Consider the following 18,162-nt stretch of genomic DNA (forward strand, 5'->3'; position numbering starts at 1 on the left):
CTCCTACACGGAGGATGTGTGAGGTATAAAAAAACGGCCCGAAGGCCGTTTTTTTGTTCAGCGAAAAGCCTCAACCGCCGAGGTACGCCTCGCGTACTTTCGGGTCGGTGAGCAGTGCTTCACCGGTACCTTGCATGACCACGCGGCCGTTCTCCAGAACGTACGCACGGTCAGCGATTTTCAGCGCCTGGTTGGCGTTCTGCTCGACCAGGAACACCGTTACACCGTCCTTGCGCAGTTGTTCGATGATGTCGAAGATCTGCTGGATGATGATCGGTGCCAGGCCCAGCGACGGCTCGTCGAGCAGCAGCAGTTTCGGCTTGCTCATCAGCGCACGGCCGATGGCGAGCATCTGCTGTTCGCCGCCGGACATGGTGCCGCCGCGCTGGTTGAAGCGTTCTTTCAGGCGCGGGAACAGGCCGAGGACCTTGTCCATCTGCTCCTGATAGTCGCCCTTGTCGGTGAAGAAACCGCCCATCGACAGGTTCTCTTCAACGGTCAGACGGGCAAACACCCGACGACCTTCCGGCACCACGGCGATGCTCTTGCGCATGATCTGCGACGAGTCCTGGCCGACCAGTTCCTCACCCATGTAGCGGATGCTGCCGCTGTGCGCCTGCGGCGAACCGCACAGCGTCATCAGCAGCGTGGACTTGCCGGCACCGTTGGCGCCGATCAGGGTCACGATCTCGCCCTGACGGACTTCGACGTTGACGCTGTGCAGGGCCTGGATCTTGCCGTAGAAGGTGGAAACGTTTTCGAACTGCAGCATTTACGCTTCCCCCAGGTAGGCTTTGATCACTTCAGGATTGTCGCGGATCTGTTCCGGCGTGCCATTGGCCAGCGGCGTGCCCTGGTTGATCACGACGATGTGGTCGGAAATGCTCATGACCAGTTTCATGTCGTGTTCGATCAGCAGCACGGTGACGTTGTGCTCTTCACGCAGCACGCTGATCAGCGCCTTGAGGTCTTCGGTTTCCTTCGGGTTCAGGCCGGCGGCCGGTTCGTCGAGCATGAGGATCCGCGGACGGGTCATCATGCAGCGGGCGATTTCCAGACGCCGTTGCTGACCGTAGGCCAGGGTGCCGGCGGTACGGTTGGCGAACTCTTTCAGGTTGACCTTTTCCAGCCAGTATTCGGCGTATTCCATGGCCTCGCGCTCGCTCTTGCGGAACGCCGGGGTCTTGAACAGGCCGGACAGGAAGTTGGTGTTCAGGTGACGGTGCTGCGCGATCAACAGGTTCTCGACCGCCGTCATGTCCTTGAACAACCGCACGTTCTGGAAGGTGCGCACCACGCCCTTGAGGGCGATCTTGTGCCCCGGCAGGCCCTGGATCGGCTCGCCGTCGAGCAGGATGCTGCCGCCTGATGGCTGGTAGAAACCGGTCAGGCAGTTGAACACGGTGGTCTTGCCCGCGCCGTTCGGCCCGATCAGCGCCACCACTTGTTTCTCCTTGACGGTCAGGGCCACGCCATTGACCGCCAGCAAGCCGCCGAAGCGCATGCTCAGGTTTTCGACTTTCAGGATCTCGCGGCTCATTTTCGCAACTCCATGTGTGGGCGTTGCATCGGCAGCAGACCTTGTGGACGCCAGATCATCATCAACACCATCAGCGCACCGAACATCAACATCCGGTATTCGCTGAACTCACGCATCATTTCCGGCAACAGGATCATCACCACGGCCGCGAGAATCACGCCCAGCTGCGAGCCCATGCCACCCAGCACAACGATGGCGAGGATGATCGCCGACTCGATGAAGGTGAACGATTCCGGCGTCACCAGTCCCTGACGAGCGGCGAAGAAGCTGCCGGCGAAACCGGCGAAGCTCGCACCCAGGGTGAACGCCGACAGCTTGATAACGGTCGGGTTGAGGCCAAGTGCGCGGCAGGCGATTTCGTCTTCACGCAACGCTTCCCACGCACGGCCGATCGGCATGCGCAGCAGACGGTTGATGATGAACAGCGCCGCCAGTGCCAGCAACAGAGCAACCAGGTACAGGAAAATCACCTTGTTGATCGAGTTGTATTCGAGGCCGAAGTACTCGTGGAAGGTTTGCAGGCCTTCCGCCGCTTTGCGTTCGAAGGTCAGGCCGAAGAACGTCGGTTTCTCGATGTTGCTGATGCCGTTCGGACCGCCGGTGATGTCGGTCAGGTTGCGCAGGAACAGGCGGATGATTTCCCCGAAACCCAGGGTCACGATCGCCAGATAGTCACCGCGCAGACGCAACACCGGGAAGCCCAGCAGGAAGCCGAACGTCGCCGCCATCAGGCCGGCAATCGGCAGGCAGATCCAGAAGCTCAGGCCGTAGTAGTGCGACAGCAGCGCGTAGCTGTAGGCGCCGACGGCATAGAAGCCGACGTAACCCAGATCGAGCAGACCGGCCAGACCCACCACGATGTTCAGGCCGAGGCCGAGCATCACGTAGATCAGGATCAGCGTGGCAATGTCCACCGCGCCACGGGAGCCGAAGAACGGCCACACCAGCGCACCCAGAATCAGCGCAATGATGATGTAGCGCTGCGTGGTCGGCAGGGTCAGGAAGTTGCTGGCCTTGGCCGGGATCAACGGCAGGCCCGGCGAGGATTTCCACGCCTTGCTGATCTGCTGGTTGAACAGCACCCGCAGGAACATCAGCACCGAGCAGATGGCGATGGTCGCCAGAATGGCCGGGCTGGTGCCGTGCACTTCGAGGTTGATGCCGACGATGGTCAGTTTCAGACCGAGTACCGGGTAGGCCACGGCCCACACCAGCAAGGCACTGAACAGTGCCTGTTTAAGATTCCTAGTCATACTTTCTCAACCTCCGGACGGCCCAGAATGCCGGTCGGACGGAACAACAGCACCAGAACCAACAAGCCGAAAGCAACGACGTCCTTGTACTGGTCGCCGAAGATATCGGCGCCAAAGGCTTCCGCCACCCCAAGCACCAGCCCGCCGAGCATGGCGCCGGGGATGCTGCCGATGCCGCCCAGTACCGCAGCAGTGAAGGCCTTGAGGCCGACGAGGAAACCGGCGTTGGGGTTGATCACGCCGTACTGCATGCTCAGCAGCACAGCCGCAACGGCTGCCAGCGCGGCACCGATGACGAAGGTCAGGGCGATGATGTTGTTGGTGTTGATGCCCAGCAGGTTGGCCATCTTGATGTCTTCGGCGCAGGCGCGGCAGGCGCGACCCAGGCGAGAGCGGGAGATGAACAGCGTGAGGCCGAGCATGGCGACCAGGGTCACCACGAACACCACGATTTGCATGTAGGAAATCAGCACTTCATGTGCGCCACCTGGCCCGATGGAGAAGTTGCCGGGGATCAGGTTGGGGATGGATTTGTCCTTGGAGTCTTGCGCGAGCAGAACCGTGTTCTGCAGGAAGATCGACATACCGATCGCGGAAATCAGCGGGATCAGACGGTTGCTGCCGCGCAGGGGGCGGTAGGCAATCCGTTCGATGCTGTAACCGTAGGAACTGGTGACGACGATGCTCGCGATGAACGCGGCGGTCATCAACAGCGGGACGTTGTCGATTCCCATCATGGCCAGCCCGGCGATGGCGATGAACGCCACGTAGGAACCGATCATGTACACCTCGCCATGGGCGAAGTTGATCATTCCAATGATGCCGTAAACCATCGTATAGCCGATGGCGATCAGGGCATACGTGCTGCCAATGGTCAGGCCATTAACCAGCTGTTGGAAGAAGTGATAGATGTCAGGCATTACAACGCTCCTAAAAACCTGATACGCATTTCACTGGTGGAGTCATTTTCCCGCCCGGCCCCGTGGATCTTTATCCACTTCGAATCCGGGTTTTGCCAGCGAACCGCTGATGACGGTTTTGAGATTTTCAGGTGGGGAGACTGGCGGATCACGCCAGCGCGGCCCATACATTCGTAAAACAAAGCCCACGGCACGCCGTGGGCTTTATTGGCAGTCAGTCAGGGCGCGCCTTACTGAGGCGAAACTTCAGTTTTCGGTTTGCCGAAGTGCCACTCGTAAACCACAAACTTGAAGTCCTTCAGGTCGCCCTTGGCGTCGAAGCTCAGGTCGCCGGTAGGGGTCTTGAAGGTGCCGGCGTGAATGGCTTCGGCCACTTTGGCTGCGTCTTCGGACTTGGCTGCCTTGATGCCTTCGGCAATCACTTCAACCGCCGAGTAGGAAGGGAACACGAACGGGCCGCTCGGGTCTTCTTTCTTCGCCTTGAACGCATCTGCCAGGGCAACGTTGGCCGGATCCTGGTCGAAGGATTTCGGCAGGGTCACCAGCAGGCCTTCGGAGGACTCTTTGGCGATCTGCGAAATGGAGTCGTTACCCACGCCTTCCGGGCCCATGAACTTGGCTTTCAGGCCTTTTTCCTGGGATTGACGCAGGATCAGGCCCAGCTCCGGGTGGTAGCCGCCGTAGTAAACGAAGTCGACGTTGGCTTGTTTGAGCTTGGCGATCATCGAGGAGAAGTCTTTGTCGCCGGCGTTGACACCTTCGAACACGGCGACTTTCACGCCTTTCTTCTCAAGAGTCGCCTTGACGGCGGTGGCGATGCCTTCACCGTATTGCTGTTTGTCGTGCAGGACGGCAACGATTTTCGGCTTCACGTGATCGGCAATGTAGTTACCAGCGGCAGGGCCCTGGGCGCTGTCCAGACCGATGGTGCGGAAGACCATTTTGTAACCACGGGCGGTGATGTCCGGGCTGGTGGCAGCCGGGGTAATCATCACCACGCCTTCGTCTTCGTAGATGTCCGAAGCTGGCTGAGTGGAGCTGGAGCACAGGTGACCAACCACGAACTTGACGCCGTCGTTGACGACCTTGTTCGCAACCGCTACGGCTTGTTTCGGATCGCACGCGTCATCGTATTCAACGGCTTCGAGTTTCTTGCCGTCGACGCCGCCCTTGGCGTTGATCTGCTCGATGGCCATTTTCGCGCCACTGAACTGCATGTCGCCGTATTGGGCTACAGGACCGGTTTTAGGGCCGGCGATACCGATCTTGATGGTGTCAGCGGCGAACGAATGGCTGGCAACCCCGGCCAGAACCATAGCGGCAAACAGTTTGGAAATCTGCTTAGTAGCCTTAGTCATAGTGCTCCACTCTTACTGTTGTAATTTTTTTGAGTTCTGGCGCCGTAGCAGCAGAACCGGGTCAGATATCTTGGCGATACCCTCCGGAAATGCCCCCGGCAACTGTACCGGTACAGTGTAGAGCGCCGGTTGTTGGCCTGGGAAGCTGGCGCCAGGGGGCAAAACTTGTGGGTGTCGCATTTTTGAATGAAAAAGACAGAATTGCGGCGGGGCTTTCGGGGGGCTTATGCCCCAAACAGCAGCATTCCTTGGCGTTCCTGCTCTTTTCGTTCGGTGAAGCCATTTGCAACCGGGTTTTTCTGCCGGACCACCGACGTTATCATTCGCGTCGATTTCTTTTCCGGACAGTCCCATGAATCAAGAACCTAGCACCCTCTATGCCAAGCTGCTTGGTGAAACCGCATCTATTACCTGGAAAGAGCTGGAGCCGTTCTTCGCCAAGGGTGCCCTATTGTGGGTCGACCCGGCCCTGGATTTGATCGCCGCTGCCGAGGCCGTGGCCTCGGATGATGGCGAGAAAGTCGCCGCCTGGCTGGCCGAAGACAAGGTCGCCAAGCTGTCTGAAACGCGGGCGCTGGATATTTTCGAGCGTGATCCGCAGATGTGGGCGGTGGTGGTAAGGCCGTGGATTCTGGTCCAGGAAAGGGCGGCTGCCTGAGACTGCGCACCTTTGTGGTGCGCCTGACCAGCGGCGAAAAGTGTGTAGCCGAGTAGCGTGATGGCACGTTGCCGTAGAGAAACGCCACAAGCGCGGGTGGCATAACGGTGACGTAAACGTAACGGGAACAGTTTATTGAGCAGCCTGAGGGCTGCTTAATTGTTTCTGGATGTTGGCGATGAAGGTTTTGCAGTGTGTGGAATGGCCTCTTCGCGAGCAGGCTCGCTCCCACATTTGGAATGCATTCCATTGTGGGAGCGAGCCTGCTCGCGAAGGGAGCGACTCGGTCGTCAATCAGACCGAGTAAGTCTTGCCCGTATGGTTATTCAGGGAAATTACCTTGGTCTTGCCGATCCGGTGACGGTAGATCTCGCGCAGGTACTTGATCGATTTCTTCACGCAATCCCGCGACAGGCGAATGTCGTTGATCGAAACAAACTTGTCCTTGTCGTTGATCAGTTCGCGGTACTTCTTCTCGTACATCGGCTTGATCGCGTACCAGTTGGTGTCGAGGATTTTCGCCGGGTTTTCGAACTCGTTGAGCAGATCGTCGATGCGGTCTTCGTCAAAGTCTTCATTAATGATGAAGTCGAGGATCGAGTTGTCCAGCGTCTCGTCGAAACGGTACGGGGTCTTGGCGAAGCAACGCTTGATGAACGCCACGATCAGGGTCAGGAAGTCGTCCGACAGACACGGGCTCTTGGCGATCAGGGTGGTCAGCGACAGGTTGGCCGACGCACCGATCACCAGCGCATAACGCTTGAGCGTGGTGTTGGGGAACAGGCTGTTGAGGTGGGTCTTCAACCGGTTCAGATCCATGTAGGACAGCTTGTAGTCTTTCGGCAACGAAACGATCGACACCACCGACGAGCAGTTCTTGAAGAAGTGCAGGTCGTGCAGCGCGGCGGCGTCGTAGCCGGAATTCTTGTACTGCTCCAGCGACGCGCGATAGCGCTTGGATTCGATTGGCAGCAGGCTGATGCCTTCGATGGCCTGGGTCACCTTGTTGAAGTGCGGCAGGTCGATCGAGCGGAAGAACAGATCGTCGATGTTCAGGCGCTGCGGCTCTTTGTCGAATACCTTGAACTTGTCGCTGCTCGGCGGCGGGGTTTCCGGCACCACCGATTCGGCGTAGGCAATCGCCACCGGGCCGGCCAGGCTCATAAACAGGTCGTTGGCGTCGAGGCGAATGGTTTCGCCGATGTCGATGCCGGCGCGACGGAAGTAGTTCTGGTCGTAGTCGGTGGTCACCGCCTGCGCCGTCAGAATGTTGAAGATCTGCTGGGAGATGTACTGGTTGGCGTGCTTCTCCATCGCATTGACATCAATGTTCTGGATGTTGCCGTCATCGCTCTCTTCGGCGTAACGCATGATGTCGTTGGAGATCAGCATCATCGCGTTCCACGGGCGAATACGGCCCATGACGCTGGCTTCGCTGCTGTCTTCATTGGCGAAGTTGTAGGAGAAATCCCATTCTTCCGACAGGTATTTGCACAACAGGCGTCCGGCGTTGATGTGCAGCGCCTCGGACATTTCGCTGCGGTGATCGGAAATGTTCGGCAGCACACAGATGCCGCTGGTGAAGATCGGCTCGAACACGAACGAATGCCCGCTCTTGCCGTCATGCTCGTCCATCGGCTTGGTGTCGAACGTCTTGTTCATGTACGAGTGCTGCTGGGCCAGGCCGAATTCCGAAGCCATGCCCGAACCGGTTCCGCCGCCCGCACTGAAGATCGAGAAGTACAGGCGCGACTGGTTGGCCTTGATGCCGCAGCTGTCGATCAGGTACGAGTGGATCATTTTCCAGTCAGGGCTGGAGAAGCGCTGGGTGTCCTTGTTGAGGATGATCTTGGCCAGGTACTGGCCGAGGATCGGCGCGTTACCGGCGCCACCGGCATGGACTTCGGACAAATCCATGATCTTCATTTTGCTGTAGTCACGCAGAAAGCCGCTTTTCTCGCCCTTGCGCGAGAACCGGATGCGCCCGGCAATGTCCTTGTCGAGGTCGCCGAGCATCACCAGCGGTTCGACCAGGAACACCGGTTTGCTCGACTTGTTCGGGCCGATCCGCAGATTCTGCTTGATCCACTGGGCCGGGCTGTAGCCCTTGTCGGCCAGACGCCGGTCAGCGGCGCGGTCTTCGTTGTTGAATTCGTTGAGGTAGAACTTGCGCGCGTTGTACACCAGCTCCGCGACGTCGAGGGCGATGTTCGAGCCGCAGCGACCGAGGCCGATCAGGCACACCGACGGGAATTCCTGGTCGTTGTGCTGTTCGTTGTCGCCTTCCAGGTGCGGCGGGCGCGGGAACACCAGGTCACGCAGACCGTCGAGGTTGTCGAGGATGCGGTCGGTGTTGGTTTCGGTGTAATACAGATATTGCTGAGTGCCCAGCGGGCGCGAAGGAGGCAATGGCTTCATCGGAGCCGGGCTGTTCGCCGCAGGGCTCAGGGGCAGATCGGATACCGCAGTGGCCGGATTGTTTTTAGAAGTCATTGTGCGCCATATACCTGGACAGGGTTGGCTCGGCGACCGTTGTCATCGAGCCTCACGGAAAGAGGATCTCGCGTCTTTGACTGCGCGTATTTGGCCCGGGCGTCAGGGGCTTGGCCTGATCGTCGCGCGGGGGAATCCTTTCCTGATCGTTCATGAATCGGCCATTATTCAGTGATCTTTAATCGAAAAGAGGCAAAATGATGTCAACGCTACCTTCGTTGGGCTTTGCCGGAATCGGCCTGATGGGCTTGCCGATGTGCCAGCGTTTACTGGCGGCGGGCTACCCGTTGACCGTGTGGAACCGCAACCCGGCCAAGTGCGCGCCCCTGGTTGAAGCTGGCGCCCGGCAGGTGGCGACTCCAGCCGAGCTGTGCGAACACGCGGACGTGGTGATGCTGTGTCTGGCTGATACGGCGGTGGTGCGCGAGGTGGTGTTTGGCGCCGGCGGCGTTGTTGAAGGTGCGAAACAAGGCCAGTTGCTGGTGGACTTCTCCAGCCTCGAACCGACGGCTACTCGCGAGATGGCCGCCGACTTGTCAGGCAGAACCGGCATGGCCTGGCTTGATTCACCGGTGTCCGGCGGCGTGGCCGGTGCCGAGGCGGGCAGCCTGGCAATCATGGTCGGTGGTGCGGTGACGGATCTGGATCGGGTGCGCCCGGTGCTGCTCAGCCTCGGTCAGCGTGTCACGCACATGGGCGGCATCGGCGCCGGGCAAGTGACCAAGGCCTGCAACCAGATGATCGTCGCCTGCAACGCGTTGGTGATTGCCGAAGTGGTGGCGCTGGCCGAGCAGGCCGGAGTCGATGCGCGCCTGATTGCCGAGGCGCTGGCCGGTGGTTTTGCCGATTCGAAACCGCTGCAGATCCTCGCCCCGCAAATGGCCGAAAGCCGTTTTGAACCGGTGAAATGGCACGTGCGCACGCTGCTCAAGGATCTCGATACGGCGGTGAAATTCTCCCGCGAACAAGGCTCGGCCACGCCGATCAGCGGATTGGCCGCACAACTGATGCGCCTGCATGGGGCGCAGGGTTTTTTGCAGAAGGATCCAGCGACTCTGGTACACATGTACCGCGCGCCAGACTCAGTGGATTGACCGAATGTGCGTGTTTGCGCTGATTGATTTCCTCGAGCACCGGACGGAGTTCATCCAGCGGCACCGGGCGGCTGAGCAGATACCCCTGAATGAAGTCGCAGCCCGAACGTTCGAGAAACTCGTACTGTTCCAGGCTTTCCACGCCTTCGGTCACCACCTGCAAGTGCAGGGTGTGGGCCATGACGATGATCGCCTGGACGATCTCCATGTCGGCAGTCGCCGCAGGAATGTCGAGGATGAACGAGCGATCGATTTTCAGCGTATTGAGCGGCAGGCGTTTGAGGTAGGCCAATGATGAGTATCCGGTGCCGAAGTCGTCGATCGACAGCGATACGCCGAGGGCCCGGATCTGCCGCAACAGCACCAGCGTGTTGGCGATGTTGCCCATCAGCGCGTTTTCGGTGACTTCCAGCTCCAGCCGTTCCGGCGCGACGCCAGCGCTGCGCAGTGCACTTTCGATTTCGTTGGCCAGTTCTTCCCGGGCCAGGTTGAGCGGTGAGCAGTTCCAGGCGATTTTCAGTTCGTTGCAGCCGTGGCGCGTCAGTTCGCCGAGGTCGGTGCAGGCCCGGCGCAACACCCAGTTGTCCAGTTCGGCGATCAGACCGTTGGTTTCGGCAATCGCGATGAAACGGTCCGGGGCCAGCAGGCCATGCACCGGATGCTGCCAGCGAATCAACGCTTCGAGTTTGGTCACCCGGCCGGTTTTCAGTTCGAAGATGGGTTGGTAATACAGCGTCAGCCCGTGGTCTTCACGCAAAGCCTGGCGCAGTTCTTCTTCCAGTTGCAGTTCGAGGCTGGCGCGGGTCTTCATGTTCGAACTGAAAAAATGCAGGCCGTTACGCCCGGCACCCTTGGACTGATACAACGCCAGATCGGCGTGCTTGAGCAGTTCTTCGCAGGTGGTGCCGTCGTCGGGGAACAGGCTGATGCCGATGCTGGTGGTCATCACCATACGACGTCCGGCCAGTTCGATCGGCTCCTTCATTTTCTGCATGATCCGTTGCGCCATGCTGCGCGCTTCCTCGCGGTCGTGCAGGCCGATCAGGATGCAGAACTCGTCACCGCCAAAGCGTGCGACCACGTCGTCATGGCTGCGCACCGAGCCTTTGATGTGGTTGGCGATGACTTTGAGCAGGGCGTCGCCGGCGTCATGGCCGAGGCTGTCGTTGATCCGCTTGAAGTGGTCGATGTCGAGAAACATCACCGCGAGCATGCCGCCTTCGCTGGTTTTCTGGCTGAGTTTCTCGGCGAAGATCTGGTTGAAACCGCGACGGTTGATCAGGTTGGTCAGGGCGTCGTAATTGGCCACTTGTTGCAGCGACATCCGAGCCTGATCGAGCTGGCTGAGCAGGGCATTGACTCGGCGCAGATCCTGCTCCTTGCTTTGCAGTTTCTTGTCGGCCAGTGCCGCGCTGATCGCGCTGCCGAGAATCAACAGTGTGATCAGCGCGATGGTCAGGCCCAGTTGCAGGTGATTGGTTTCGGCACTCAAGGTGGGCGTGGCGCCTTCGGGCAACACCAGATGCAACGCGGCCATCCCGGTGAAATGCATGCTGATGATGCCGGCGCCGAGAATGATCGCGGCGGTGTATTTGAACAGTTGATGAAAACGCCCACCGCCTTCACGCAAGTAACCGGCGACCCACAGCGCGGCGAAACTGGCGCTGATCGCAATCACGATCGACAGGCAGAACAACAGCGGCTCGTAATAGGCGGTGGCCACCGAGTGCATCGCCGCCATGCCGACGTAATGCATGCCGGCGATGCCCAAGCCAATGACGATGGCGGTTTTCAGGTAATGCACCCGTGAGGGATGGGGCACGCTCAGGGTGTGCATCGCCAGCCACGAAGCGAGCAGGGCGATCACCAGGGAAAACAGGGTGGTGGCCAGTTCGTAATGGATTTCGATCGGTGTCTGGAACGCCAGCATGGCAATGAAGTGCATGGCCCAGATACCGCCGGCCAGGCAAGTGGCGCCGATCCAGCGCCAGACCCGTTGCGAGCCCGGGTCTTCGGCATGGCCGACCCGCTCGGCCATGTCGAGGGTGGCAAAACTCGCGGCGCAGGCCACCAGATAAGCCACCAGCACCAGCAAGGGATTATGTGTGCAATCGAGAATGACCTGCCCGCCGTCCGGCAGCTCGGTAACAAACTGCAAACCAAGCCACTCCATAGCATCCCCGTCTCTGAAATCGTCCCTTCTGCGTCAGAAACGCAGGCGAATGAGAGGAGTATAGAGGCGGTTTTTATCGTGCAAGCGATAGTGGCATATTGGCGCCAACCATTTCGGCATGAGCCTCATAGCGATTGGCGCTAAGCGTCAGGCGCTCTGGTCGTAGGGGATCTGATTCCAGTCCTTCTCGAGCGGCGGCAAGCCGAAGCGGGCGCGGGCCTTGTCGCAATCGACATTCTGTTCGCCGTTCTCCCAGGACGATTCGAACTCGCGGCAGGGGCTGGAGCGCTGCTCATAAATCGAGCACTGGACCTGACTGCCCACCTCGCCGACCAGCGCCGTACAACGCGGTGATTTGCAATCGGTGCCGTTCATCGCCACCCGGCTCGGGCTGATCTGCGTCACCAGCTCATCGGGCACTGTGCCACCGGAGGAGGCGCATTCACCCCAGAAAAAAGACACGCGAAAATGGGAACAGCAGGCACCGCAATTCAGACACGGACTGACTTCGGACATTAGGAGGGCATCAAAGGGGTTGATCGGCGAATCCGGACGGATCCGGCGGCTATTCTAGGCTTCGCCATGAACTTGGGAAGGGGGGCGCGAAAGTATTTTTTTGTAGCCGGGTTTTGCCGCAAAACCCCCGGTTTACGGGGGATTGCTGCGTTATCAAGGGCTTACGTTTCTTTACAGTGCCATGGCTCATTATCAGCTTGACGAATGATCACAGACAGCTACGCACCGCCTGTCTAGATTGCAGGTTCCGGGCTCGGATGCGTCGGCAGTGAAGCCCTCATAACAATAAAGAGACGGACCCATGCAGAACTCGACCCAAGCGGCGAATGCCTGGCGCATTCTGTTCCTGTTGTTCCTTGCCAACCTGTTCAACTTCTTCGACCGCACCATTCCAGCGATCATCATCGAGCCGATCCGCATGGAGTGGCACCTGAGTGACTTTCAACTGGGGATCGTCGGTACCGCGTTTACCCTGGTTTATGCGATTGCCGGTCTGCCGTTAGGCCGCATGGCCGACACTGGCTCGCGCAGCAAATTGATGGGCTGGGGCCTGGCGACCTGGAGCGCACTGACGGCGGTCAACGGTCTGGTTGGCAGTTTCTGGAGCTTTCTGTTGGTGCGCATGGGGATCGGCATTGGCGAAGCCAGTTACGCGCCGGCCGCCAACTCGCTGATCGGCGACCTGTTCCCGGCGCACCGCCGGGCGCGAGCCATGGGCATTTTCATGCTCGGGTTGCCCTTGGGATTGTTGCTGGCGTTCTTCACCATCGGTGCGATGGTCAAGGCGTTCGACAGCTGGCGCGCGCCGTTCTTTATCGCGGCGGTGCCGGGGCTGATCCTCGCGGTGTTCATGTTCTTCATCAAGGAACCCAAGCGCGGTGCGGCGGAAATCGTGCAGGTGTCCCAGGATAAAGTCGACAGACCGATCCGCCGTGTCCTCGCCGTGCCGACATTCCTGTGGCTGGTGATGGCAGGCTTGTGCTTCAACTTCGCCACCTATGCCTGCAACTCGTTTCTGGTGCCAATGCTGCAGCGGTATTTCCTGATGCCGTTGCAGGACGCGGCGGTGGCGACCGGGGTGATTGTGGGGATCACCGGGTTGATCGGCCTGACACTCGGCGGCTGGATCGCTGACAAGATTCATCAACGAGTCGCCAACGGCCGGCTGCTGTTTGCCGGCGTCAGCCTGATCATCTCGACCGTGTGCACGGCGTGGGCGTTGCACGCCGGACGGGTCGAGATTGGCGTGTTCGTCGCGGTGTTCAGCGTCGGCTGGCTGTTTGCCTATAACTTCTACACCTGCGTGTACACGGCGATTCAGGACGTGGTCGAGCCGCGTCTGCGTGCGACGGCGATGGCGTTGTTCTTTGCCGGGCTGTACTTGCTCGGCGGTGGATTGGGGCCGGTGGTGGTGGGGGCCTTGTCCGATCACTTCGCCAAGTCGGCGATGCTTTCGGCGGGGGCTGAGCAGATGACCGAGGCGTTCAAGGCTGTCGGCCTGCATGACGCGATGTACCTGATTCCGGTGGCGCTGTTCTTGACCATGGTGTTTCTGTTTCTGGCGGCGCGGTGTTTTGTCCGGGATGCGCAGCGGATGAAGGAGGGGTTGGTGGCAGTGGTTGAGCCTGATGTTTCTGTGGCGACTGCATGATTGCTATCGCTGGCAAGCCAGCTCCCACAGTGACCGAGTCACACGCATAATTTGTAAACACTCCAAACCCTGTGGGAGCTGGCTTGCCAGCGATGGGGCCATCAGCATCAGCTGATAAATACCAGACAAACAAAAAGGCCCGCATCACTGCGGGCCTTTTCATTTACAGCGGTGGGGCAGGGTGGTTTAACCCGCCACCAGTACCCGAATCGCTTCCAGACGCAGCGCCGCTTTATCCAGCATCGCCAGACCCTGTTCACGCTGCTGGCGCAACGCATCGAGTTCGCTGTCGCGCACGGTCGGGTTGACCGCTTGCAATGCGGTCAGGCGCGCCAGTTCTTCGTCGGTATCGGCTGCCAGACGGCGCCGGGCCTCGGCCACGCGCTCGGCGTGACGCGGGGTGATCTTGTCTTCACCCGCGTTGATCCGTGGCGTCAGCTGATCGCGCTGGGCCTGGATGAACTTGTTGGCGCTGGCGCGAGGTACGCTTTCCAGTTGATCGTTGAGGGTTGCGAACGAGACCCGTGGCGACAGGTCGTTACCGTTGGCGTCGAGCAGGCAGCGCAAGGCGGCCGGCGGCAGGTAACGGCCCAGTTGCAGCGAACGCGGGGCAACCACTTCGCTGACGTAGAGCAGTTCCAGCAGCACGGTGCCCGGTTTCAGTGCCTTGTTCTTGATCAGCGCGACGGCGGTGTTGCCCATCGAACCGGACAGCACCAGGTCCATGCCGCCCTGCACCATCGGGTGTTCCCAGGTGATGAACTGCATGTCTTCGCGCGACAGCGCCTGGTTGCGGTCGTAGGTGATGGTCACACCTTCGTCGTCGCCCAGCGGGAAGCTGGCGTCGAGCATCTTCTCGCTCGGTTTGAGGATCAGGGCGTTTTCCGAGTGGTCTTCGCTGTCGATGCCGAACGCGTCGAACAGGGTTTCCATGTAGATCGGCAGGGCGAACTGGTCGTCCTGTTCAAGGATCGCCTCGACCAGCGCATCCCCTTCGCCAGCGCCGCCGGAGTTGAGTTCCAGCAGACGGTCGCGACCGGTGTGCAGCTCTTGTTCCAGACGCTCGCGCTCGGTGCGGGCCTCGTCGATCAGTGCTTGCCACTCGCCGTCATCGGCTTCTTCGAGCAGCGGCAGCAGGCGCGGGCCGAACTGATGCTGCAAGGCGTTGCCGGTCGGGCAGGTGTTGAGGAACGCGTTCAACGCTTCGTGGTACCACTGGAACAGGCGCTCTTGCGGGCTGGTTTCCAGGTATGGCACGTGCAGTTCGATGATGTGCTTCTGGCCGATCCGGTCGAGACGACCGATGCGCTGCTCGAGCAGGTCCGGGTGCGATGGCAGATCGAACAGCACCAGGTGATGAGCGAACTGGAAGTTGCGACCCTCACTGCCGATTTCCGAGCAGATCAGTACTTGCGCGCCGAACTCTTCGTCGGCGAAGTAGGCGGCGGCGCGGTCACGCTCAAGGATGTTCATGCCTTCATGGAACACCGTGGCCGGGATGCCGGAACGCACGCGCAGGGCGTCTTCCAGGTCCATCGCGGTTTCGGCGTGGGCGCAGATCACCAGAACTTTGGTGCGCTTGAGCATTTTCAGCTGATCGATCAGCCACTCGACGCGCGGGTCGAATTTCCACCAGCGCTCTTCTTCGCTGGCGTCCGGCTGGGCCTGGAAGCTGACTTCCGGGTACAGCTCGGCGTGATCGCCCAGCGGCAGTTCGAGGTATTCGTCCGGGCATGGCAGCGGGTAAGGGTGCAGTTTACGCTCGGGGAAACCCTGCACGGCGGCGCGGGTGTTACGGAACAGTACGCGGCCGGTGCCGTGGCGGTCGAGCAGCTCACGCACCAGACGGGCGCTGGCTTCGCTGTCGCCATCGTTGACCGCGGTCAGCAGGGCCTCGCCTTCGTTGCCGAGGAAACCGTGGATGGTCTTGTGCGCTTCGGGCGACAGGCGTCCCTTGTCGAGCAGCTCCTGCACGGCTTCGGCCACCGGGCGATAGTTCTCGCTCTCGGCGCGGAAGGCGGCCAGGTCGTGGAAACGGTTCGGGTCGAGCAGGCGCAGACGGGCGAAGTGGCTGTCCTGACCGAGTTGTTCCGGGGTCGCGGTGAGCAGCAGTACGCCGGGAATCACTTCCGCCAGTTGCTCGACCAGCGCGTACTCCGGGCTGACCTTGTCTTCGTGCCACACCAGGTGATGGGCTTCGTCGACCACCATCAGGTCCCAGCCGGCGGCGAACAGGGCATCCTGCGCCTTCTCGTCTTCGACCAGCCATTCCAGCGCAACCAGTGCCAGCTGGGTGTCTTCGAACGGGTTGGTGGCATCGCTTTCAATGAAGCGTTCTTCGTCGAACAGCGCAACCTGCAGGTTGAAGCGGCGGCGCATTTCCACCAGCCACTGGTGCTGCAGGTTTTCCGGCACCAGAATCAGCACGCGATTGGCGCGGCCCGAGAGCAGTTGGCGATGGATCACCAGGCCGGCTTCGATGGTTTTCCCCAGACCCACTTCGTCTGCCAGCAGAACCCGCGGCGCGATGCGGTCGGCGACTTCACGGGCGATGTGCAACTGGTGCGCGATCGGTTGCGCACGCACGCCGCCCAGGCCCCAGAGCGAGGACTGCAATTGGCGGCTGGTGTGTTCCAGGGTGTTGTAGCGCAGGGAGAACCATGGCAGCGGGTCGATCTGTCCGGCGAACAGACGGTCGCTGGCCAGACGGAACTGAATGAAGTTCGACAGCTGGGTTTCCGGCAGGGTGACGGCTTCGTTCTGCCCGTTGAGACCGTGATAGACCATCAGCCCGTCGACATCGTCGACTTCGCGCACGGTCATCTTCCAGCCTTCGAAGTGAGTAATGGTGTCACCCGGCGAGAACCGAACGCGGGTGAGGGGCGCATTCCGTAGCGCGTACTGGCGGGTTTCGCCAGTGGCCGGGTAGAGCACGGTCAACAAGCGGCCGTCCTGTGCCAGAACGGTGCCTAAACCAAGCTCTGCTTCGCTGTCACTGATCCAGCGTTGCCCCGGTTGATACTGCTGCGCCATGCTGCCTGACTCCCACCTTGAAAAAGCGGGCTATCTTAACGGAATGCAGGCTTCAGGGCCAAAGATTACTGGGTAGGAGCTGCCGCAGGCTGCGATCTTTTGATCTACGGAAACACCTGAGTTCTACGTTGTCCCATTAAAAGATCGCAGCCTTCGGCAGCTCCTGCAGTGCCAACCCGGTCACAAGTTTGCGACCAGTGGCTAAAGGCGCCTTTGCCGCAGCCGATAGCTTGCTGACAGGAGACCCTTTATATGCTGCCACCGATGCTCCCCCTGAGCGCTGTGCCGATCACTTCCCAGCAGGATCCGATTCGCCAGCGGCCGGACATTCCTCCGGTGGTGCCGGTGCAGGAAAGCTCCAACGAAAGCACGATCGACCTGCAAAAGCGTGACCCGGAAGAGGATCGTCTGCTGGCGCGCGAAGAACAGCGCCGTCAACAGGAACGCGATCGGCGCCGTCGCGAAGCCGATGAAGACCCGGAGGAGCATCTGGCCGTGCCGGGCACCGAGCTCAATGCCGACAACACTGTGCCGGTGGTGCCGCTGATGGAAGACCAGCCGCGCCAGGGCTTGTGGGTCGATATCGAGATCTGAGCCCGCCGATTTACACGAATTGTTGTCGGGTGCCGGTGTCAGGCTGCATGATTGGCGCAGCCCTGCCGCTGATGCGGCAGTTGTGTTTTCTTCCAAGTGATGCGCTGAACGCCATGAGCCAAGATGAAAAACTGATCGACCTCGGCACTGAACGCGCCAAGCGTGTGCATGATCTCAACGAAAAGCGGCTGAACGAAGTGCGCAAGGCCTTCGAGCAGGCCATGCCGTTGGGAAAAACCCAGAAAAAGCCGAAAAAGAAACCGAAAAAGCGTTGATCTCCCCCTGCATCCTTTGATGCAGGTCAGTTATTTTCCCGCCTTTATCCTCTGTGTTGACCGGACTTGATCCTGGTCAATTTCTGCGCCTGCGCGATTGGTTAACTTAGCTCCATCGCAGCAAAGCAGGGGCCAGGAGGCCACAGTCATGTTTTTCGATAACGTGGTGTTTGCCGGGGTCCTGACCGTAGGTCTCATGGTTCTGTTTTTTGCAGGGTTTGGATTTTTTATCTGGAAGGACGCGCATAAGCGCAAGAAATAGGTCTTTCCGGGTTTGATGAGCACGCAAGGCATTTTGGGCGACTTCGGTTGCCCTTTTTTTTTGTCTTGGCGGCCTTTGGGCCGACCATGTTCTTGGGGTTCTGGGTGTAGATCCGTTTCTGCGGGCGTTGCTTATTACGGTTCCGCCCTTACGGCGGGTCACCTTTTCCAAACGCCGAAAAGGTAACCCAAAAGGCTTTACCCTGACGTTCGGCCCTCGCTTAGGCTCGGGTTCCTTCGCTGCGGGATTCATCCGGGGGGCAGCGCCTACGGTTTGCTTCGCTGCACCTCCTCTCGCTGTGTTTGGCTGCGCCAAACGGTCGCTGCGCTCCCACCCCCGGAT

15 protein-coding genes are annotated in these 18,162 nt (G+C 60.0%); 6 read left to right on the forward strand and 9 right to left on the reverse strand.

Annotation, left to right across the window (positions count from 1 at the left end):
* Positions 1–70 precede the first annotated feature (70 nt).
* The 5 genes from HXW87_RS10260 to HXW87_RS10280 all read right to left on the reverse strand — a co-directional run bounded on the left by HXW87_RS10260 (position 71) and on the right by HXW87_RS10280 (position 5,071).
* On the reverse strand, positions 71–772 hold the full coding sequence (locus HXW87_RS10260; protein WP_003222380.1) for an ABC transporter ATP-binding protein: 702 nt from the start codon (positions 770–772) through the stop codon (positions 71–73).
* The gene (gene livG / locus HXW87_RS10265) at positions 773–1,540 is read right to left on the reverse strand and encodes a high-affinity branched-chain amino acid ABC transporter ATP-binding protein LivG (RefSeq protein ID WP_047292124.1); all 768 of its coding nucleotides are present in this window, start codon (positions 1,538–1,540) and stop codon (positions 773–775) included.
* Positions 1,537–2,793, reverse strand: coding sequence for a high-affinity branched-chain amino acid ABC transporter permease LivM (locus HXW87_RS10270; protein WP_047292126.1), 1,257 nt, complete (start codon positions 2,791–2,793; stop codon positions 1,537–1,539). The genes livG and HXW87_RS10270 overlap by 4 nt, the downstream gene beginning before the upstream one ends.
* Positions 2,790–3,713 (reverse strand): high-affinity branched-chain amino acid ABC transporter permease LivH, encoded by a 924-nt coding sequence (livH, locus tag HXW87_RS10275; RefSeq protein ID WP_027614381.1) that lies wholly within the window; start codon positions 3,711–3,713, stop codon positions 2,790–2,792. The genes HXW87_RS10270 and livH overlap by 4 nt, the downstream gene beginning before the upstream one ends.
* Positions 3,714–3,943: 230 nt before the next feature.
* Entirely contained in the window at positions 3,944–5,071 is a 1,128-nt protein-coding gene (locus HXW87_RS10280; RefSeq protein WP_047292128.1) for a branched-chain amino acid ABC transporter substrate-binding protein, read from the reverse strand.
* 352 nt (positions 5,072–5,423) lie between these two features.
* On the opposite strand from HXW87_RS10280, the gene HXW87_RS10285 reads away from it, so the two are divergent.
* Positions 5,424–5,729 (forward strand): DUF2288 domain-containing protein, encoded by a 306-nt coding sequence (locus HXW87_RS10285; protein WP_145597836.1) that lies wholly within the window; start codon positions 5,424–5,426, stop codon positions 5,727–5,729.
* Positions 5,730–6,023: 294 nt separating this feature from the next.
* On the opposite strand, the gene HXW87_RS10290 is transcribed toward HXW87_RS10285, so the two are convergent.
* Positions 6,024–8,222, reverse strand: coding sequence for a hypothetical protein (locus tag HXW87_RS10290; protein WP_041070561.1), 2,199 nt, complete (start codon positions 8,220–8,222; stop codon positions 6,024–6,026).
* Between the two features lie 197 nt (positions 8,223–8,419).
* On the opposite strand from HXW87_RS10290, the gene HXW87_RS10295 reads away from it, so the two are divergent.
* Positions 8,420–9,316, forward strand: a complete 897-nt coding sequence (locus tag HXW87_RS10295) for an NAD(P)-dependent oxidoreductase (RefSeq protein WP_239778862.1) — start codon at positions 8,420–8,422, stop codon at positions 9,314–9,316.
* Here HXW87_RS10295 and HXW87_RS10300 read toward each other — a convergent pair.
* Both HXW87_RS10300 and HXW87_RS10305 read right to left on the reverse strand, forming a co-directional pair.
* Positions 9,207–11,489 carry a bifunctional diguanylate cyclase/phosphodiesterase gene (locus HXW87_RS10300; RefSeq protein WP_239778863.1) on the reverse strand — a complete coding sequence of 761 codons (2,283 nt, stop codon included), beginning with the start codon at positions 11,487–11,489 and terminating at the stop codon, positions 9,207–9,209. The two genes, HXW87_RS10295 and HXW87_RS10300, sit on opposite strands and share 110 nt — an antisense overlap.
* Positions 11,490–11,636: 147 nt before the next feature.
* Positions 11,637–12,005 (reverse strand): YkgJ family cysteine cluster protein, encoded by a 369-nt coding sequence (locus HXW87_RS10305; RefSeq protein WP_041070557.1) that lies wholly within the window; start codon positions 12,003–12,005, stop codon positions 11,637–11,639.
* A 301-nt stretch (positions 12,006–12,306) separates the two neighbouring features.
* On the opposite strand from HXW87_RS10305, the gene HXW87_RS10310 reads away from it, so the two are divergent.
* Entirely contained in the window at positions 12,307–13,656 is a 1,350-nt protein-coding gene (locus HXW87_RS10310) for an MFS transporter (RefSeq protein ID WP_239778864.1), read from the forward strand.
* A 186-nt stretch (positions 13,657–13,842) separates the two neighbouring features.
* On the opposite strand, the gene rapA is transcribed toward HXW87_RS10310, so the two are convergent.
* Positions 13,843–16,689, reverse strand: a complete 2,847-nt coding sequence (gene rapA, locus HXW87_RS10315; RefSeq protein ID WP_121184129.1) for an RNA polymerase-associated protein RapA — start codon at positions 16,687–16,689, stop codon at positions 13,843–13,845.
* A gap of 252 nt (positions 16,690–16,941) precedes the next feature.
* Between rapA and HXW87_RS10320 the strand changes: the two genes are divergently transcribed.
* The 3 genes from HXW87_RS10320 (at position 16,942) to ccoM (ending at position 17,820) form a co-directional block, all read left to right on the forward strand.
* Positions 16,942–17,283, forward strand: coding sequence for a hypothetical protein (locus HXW87_RS10320; RefSeq protein WP_003222394.1), 342 nt, complete (start codon positions 16,942–16,944; stop codon positions 17,281–17,283).
* A gap of 47 nt (positions 17,284–17,330) precedes the next feature.
* On the forward strand, positions 17,331–17,558 hold the full coding sequence (locus HXW87_RS10325) for a hypothetical protein (RefSeq protein WP_047292140.1): 228 nt from the start codon (positions 17,331–17,333) through the stop codon (positions 17,556–17,558).
* Positions 17,559–17,706: 148 nt separating this feature from the next.
* Complete coding sequence (gene ccoM / locus HXW87_RS29590; RefSeq protein ID WP_041070550.1) at positions 17,707–17,820, forward strand: cytochrome c oxidase subunit CcoM; 114 nt, start codon at positions 17,707–17,709, stop codon at positions 17,818–17,820.
* The last annotated feature ends 342 nt before the right edge of the window (positions 17,821–18,162 follow it).

Origin of the sequence: Pseudomonas sp. Y5-11 (genome assembly GCF_022368695.1) — a bacterium.
Taxonomy (GTDB): Bacteria; Pseudomonadota; Gammaproteobacteria; order Pseudomonadales; family Pseudomonadaceae; genus Aquipseudomonas; species Aquipseudomonas parakoreensis.

Bases quoted from the DNA above. Each gene is read 5' to 3' on its own strand.
- HXW87_RS10260 (WP_003222380.1), bottom strand. From the start codon at position 772: ATGCTGCAGTTCGAAAACGTTTCCACCTTCTACGGCAAGATCCAGGCC.
- HXW87_RS10290 (WP_041070561.1), bottom strand. From the start codon at position 8,222: ATGACTTCTAAAAACAATCCGGCCACTGCGGTATCCGATCTGCCCCTG.
- HXW87_RS10320 (WP_003222394.1), top strand. From the start codon at position 16,942: ATGCTGCCACCGATGCTCCCCCTGAGCGCTGTGCCGATCACTTCCCAG.
- livG (WP_047292124.1), bottom strand. From the start codon at position 1,540: ATGAGCCGCGAGATCCTGAAAGTCGAAAACCTGAGCATGCGCTTCGGC.
- ccoM (WP_041070550.1), top strand. From the start codon at position 17,707: ATGTTTTTCGATAACGTGGTGTTTGCCGGGGTCCTGACCGTAGGTCTC.
- HXW87_RS10285 (WP_145597836.1), top strand. From the start codon at position 5,424: ATGAATCAAGAACCTAGCACCCTCTATGCCAAGCTGCTTGGTGAAACC.
- HXW87_RS10325 (WP_047292140.1), top strand. From the start codon at position 17,331: ATGATTGGCGCAGCCCTGCCGCTGATGCGGCAGTTGTGTTTTCTTCCA.
- HXW87_RS10305 (WP_041070557.1), bottom strand. From the start codon at position 12,005: ATGTCCGAAGTCAGTCCGTGTCTGAATTGCGGTGCCTGCTGTTCCCAT.
- rapA (WP_121184129.1), bottom strand. From the start codon at position 16,689: ATGGCGCAGCAGTATCAACCGGGGCAACGCTGGATCAGTGACAGCGAA.
- HXW87_RS10300 (WP_239778863.1), bottom strand. From the start codon at position 11,489: ATGGAGTGGCTTGGTTTGCAGTTTGTTACCGAGCTGCCGGACGGCGGG.
- HXW87_RS10295 (WP_239778862.1), top strand. From the start codon at position 8,420: ATGATGTCAACGCTACCTTCGTTGGGCTTTGCCGGAATCGGCCTGATG.
- HXW87_RS10310 (WP_239778864.1), top strand. From the start codon at position 12,307: ATGCAGAACTCGACCCAAGCGGCGAATGCCTGGCGCATTCTGTTCCTG.
- livH (WP_027614381.1), bottom strand. From the start codon at position 3,713: ATGCCTGACATCTATCACTTCTTCCAACAGCTGGTTAATGGCCTGACC.
- HXW87_RS10280 (WP_047292128.1), bottom strand. From the start codon at position 5,071: ATGACTAAGGCTACTAAGCAGATTTCCAAACTGTTTGCCGCTATGGTT.
- HXW87_RS10270 (WP_047292126.1), bottom strand. From the start codon at position 2,793: ATGACTAGGAATCTTAAACAGGCACTGTTCAGTGCCTTGCTGGTGTGG.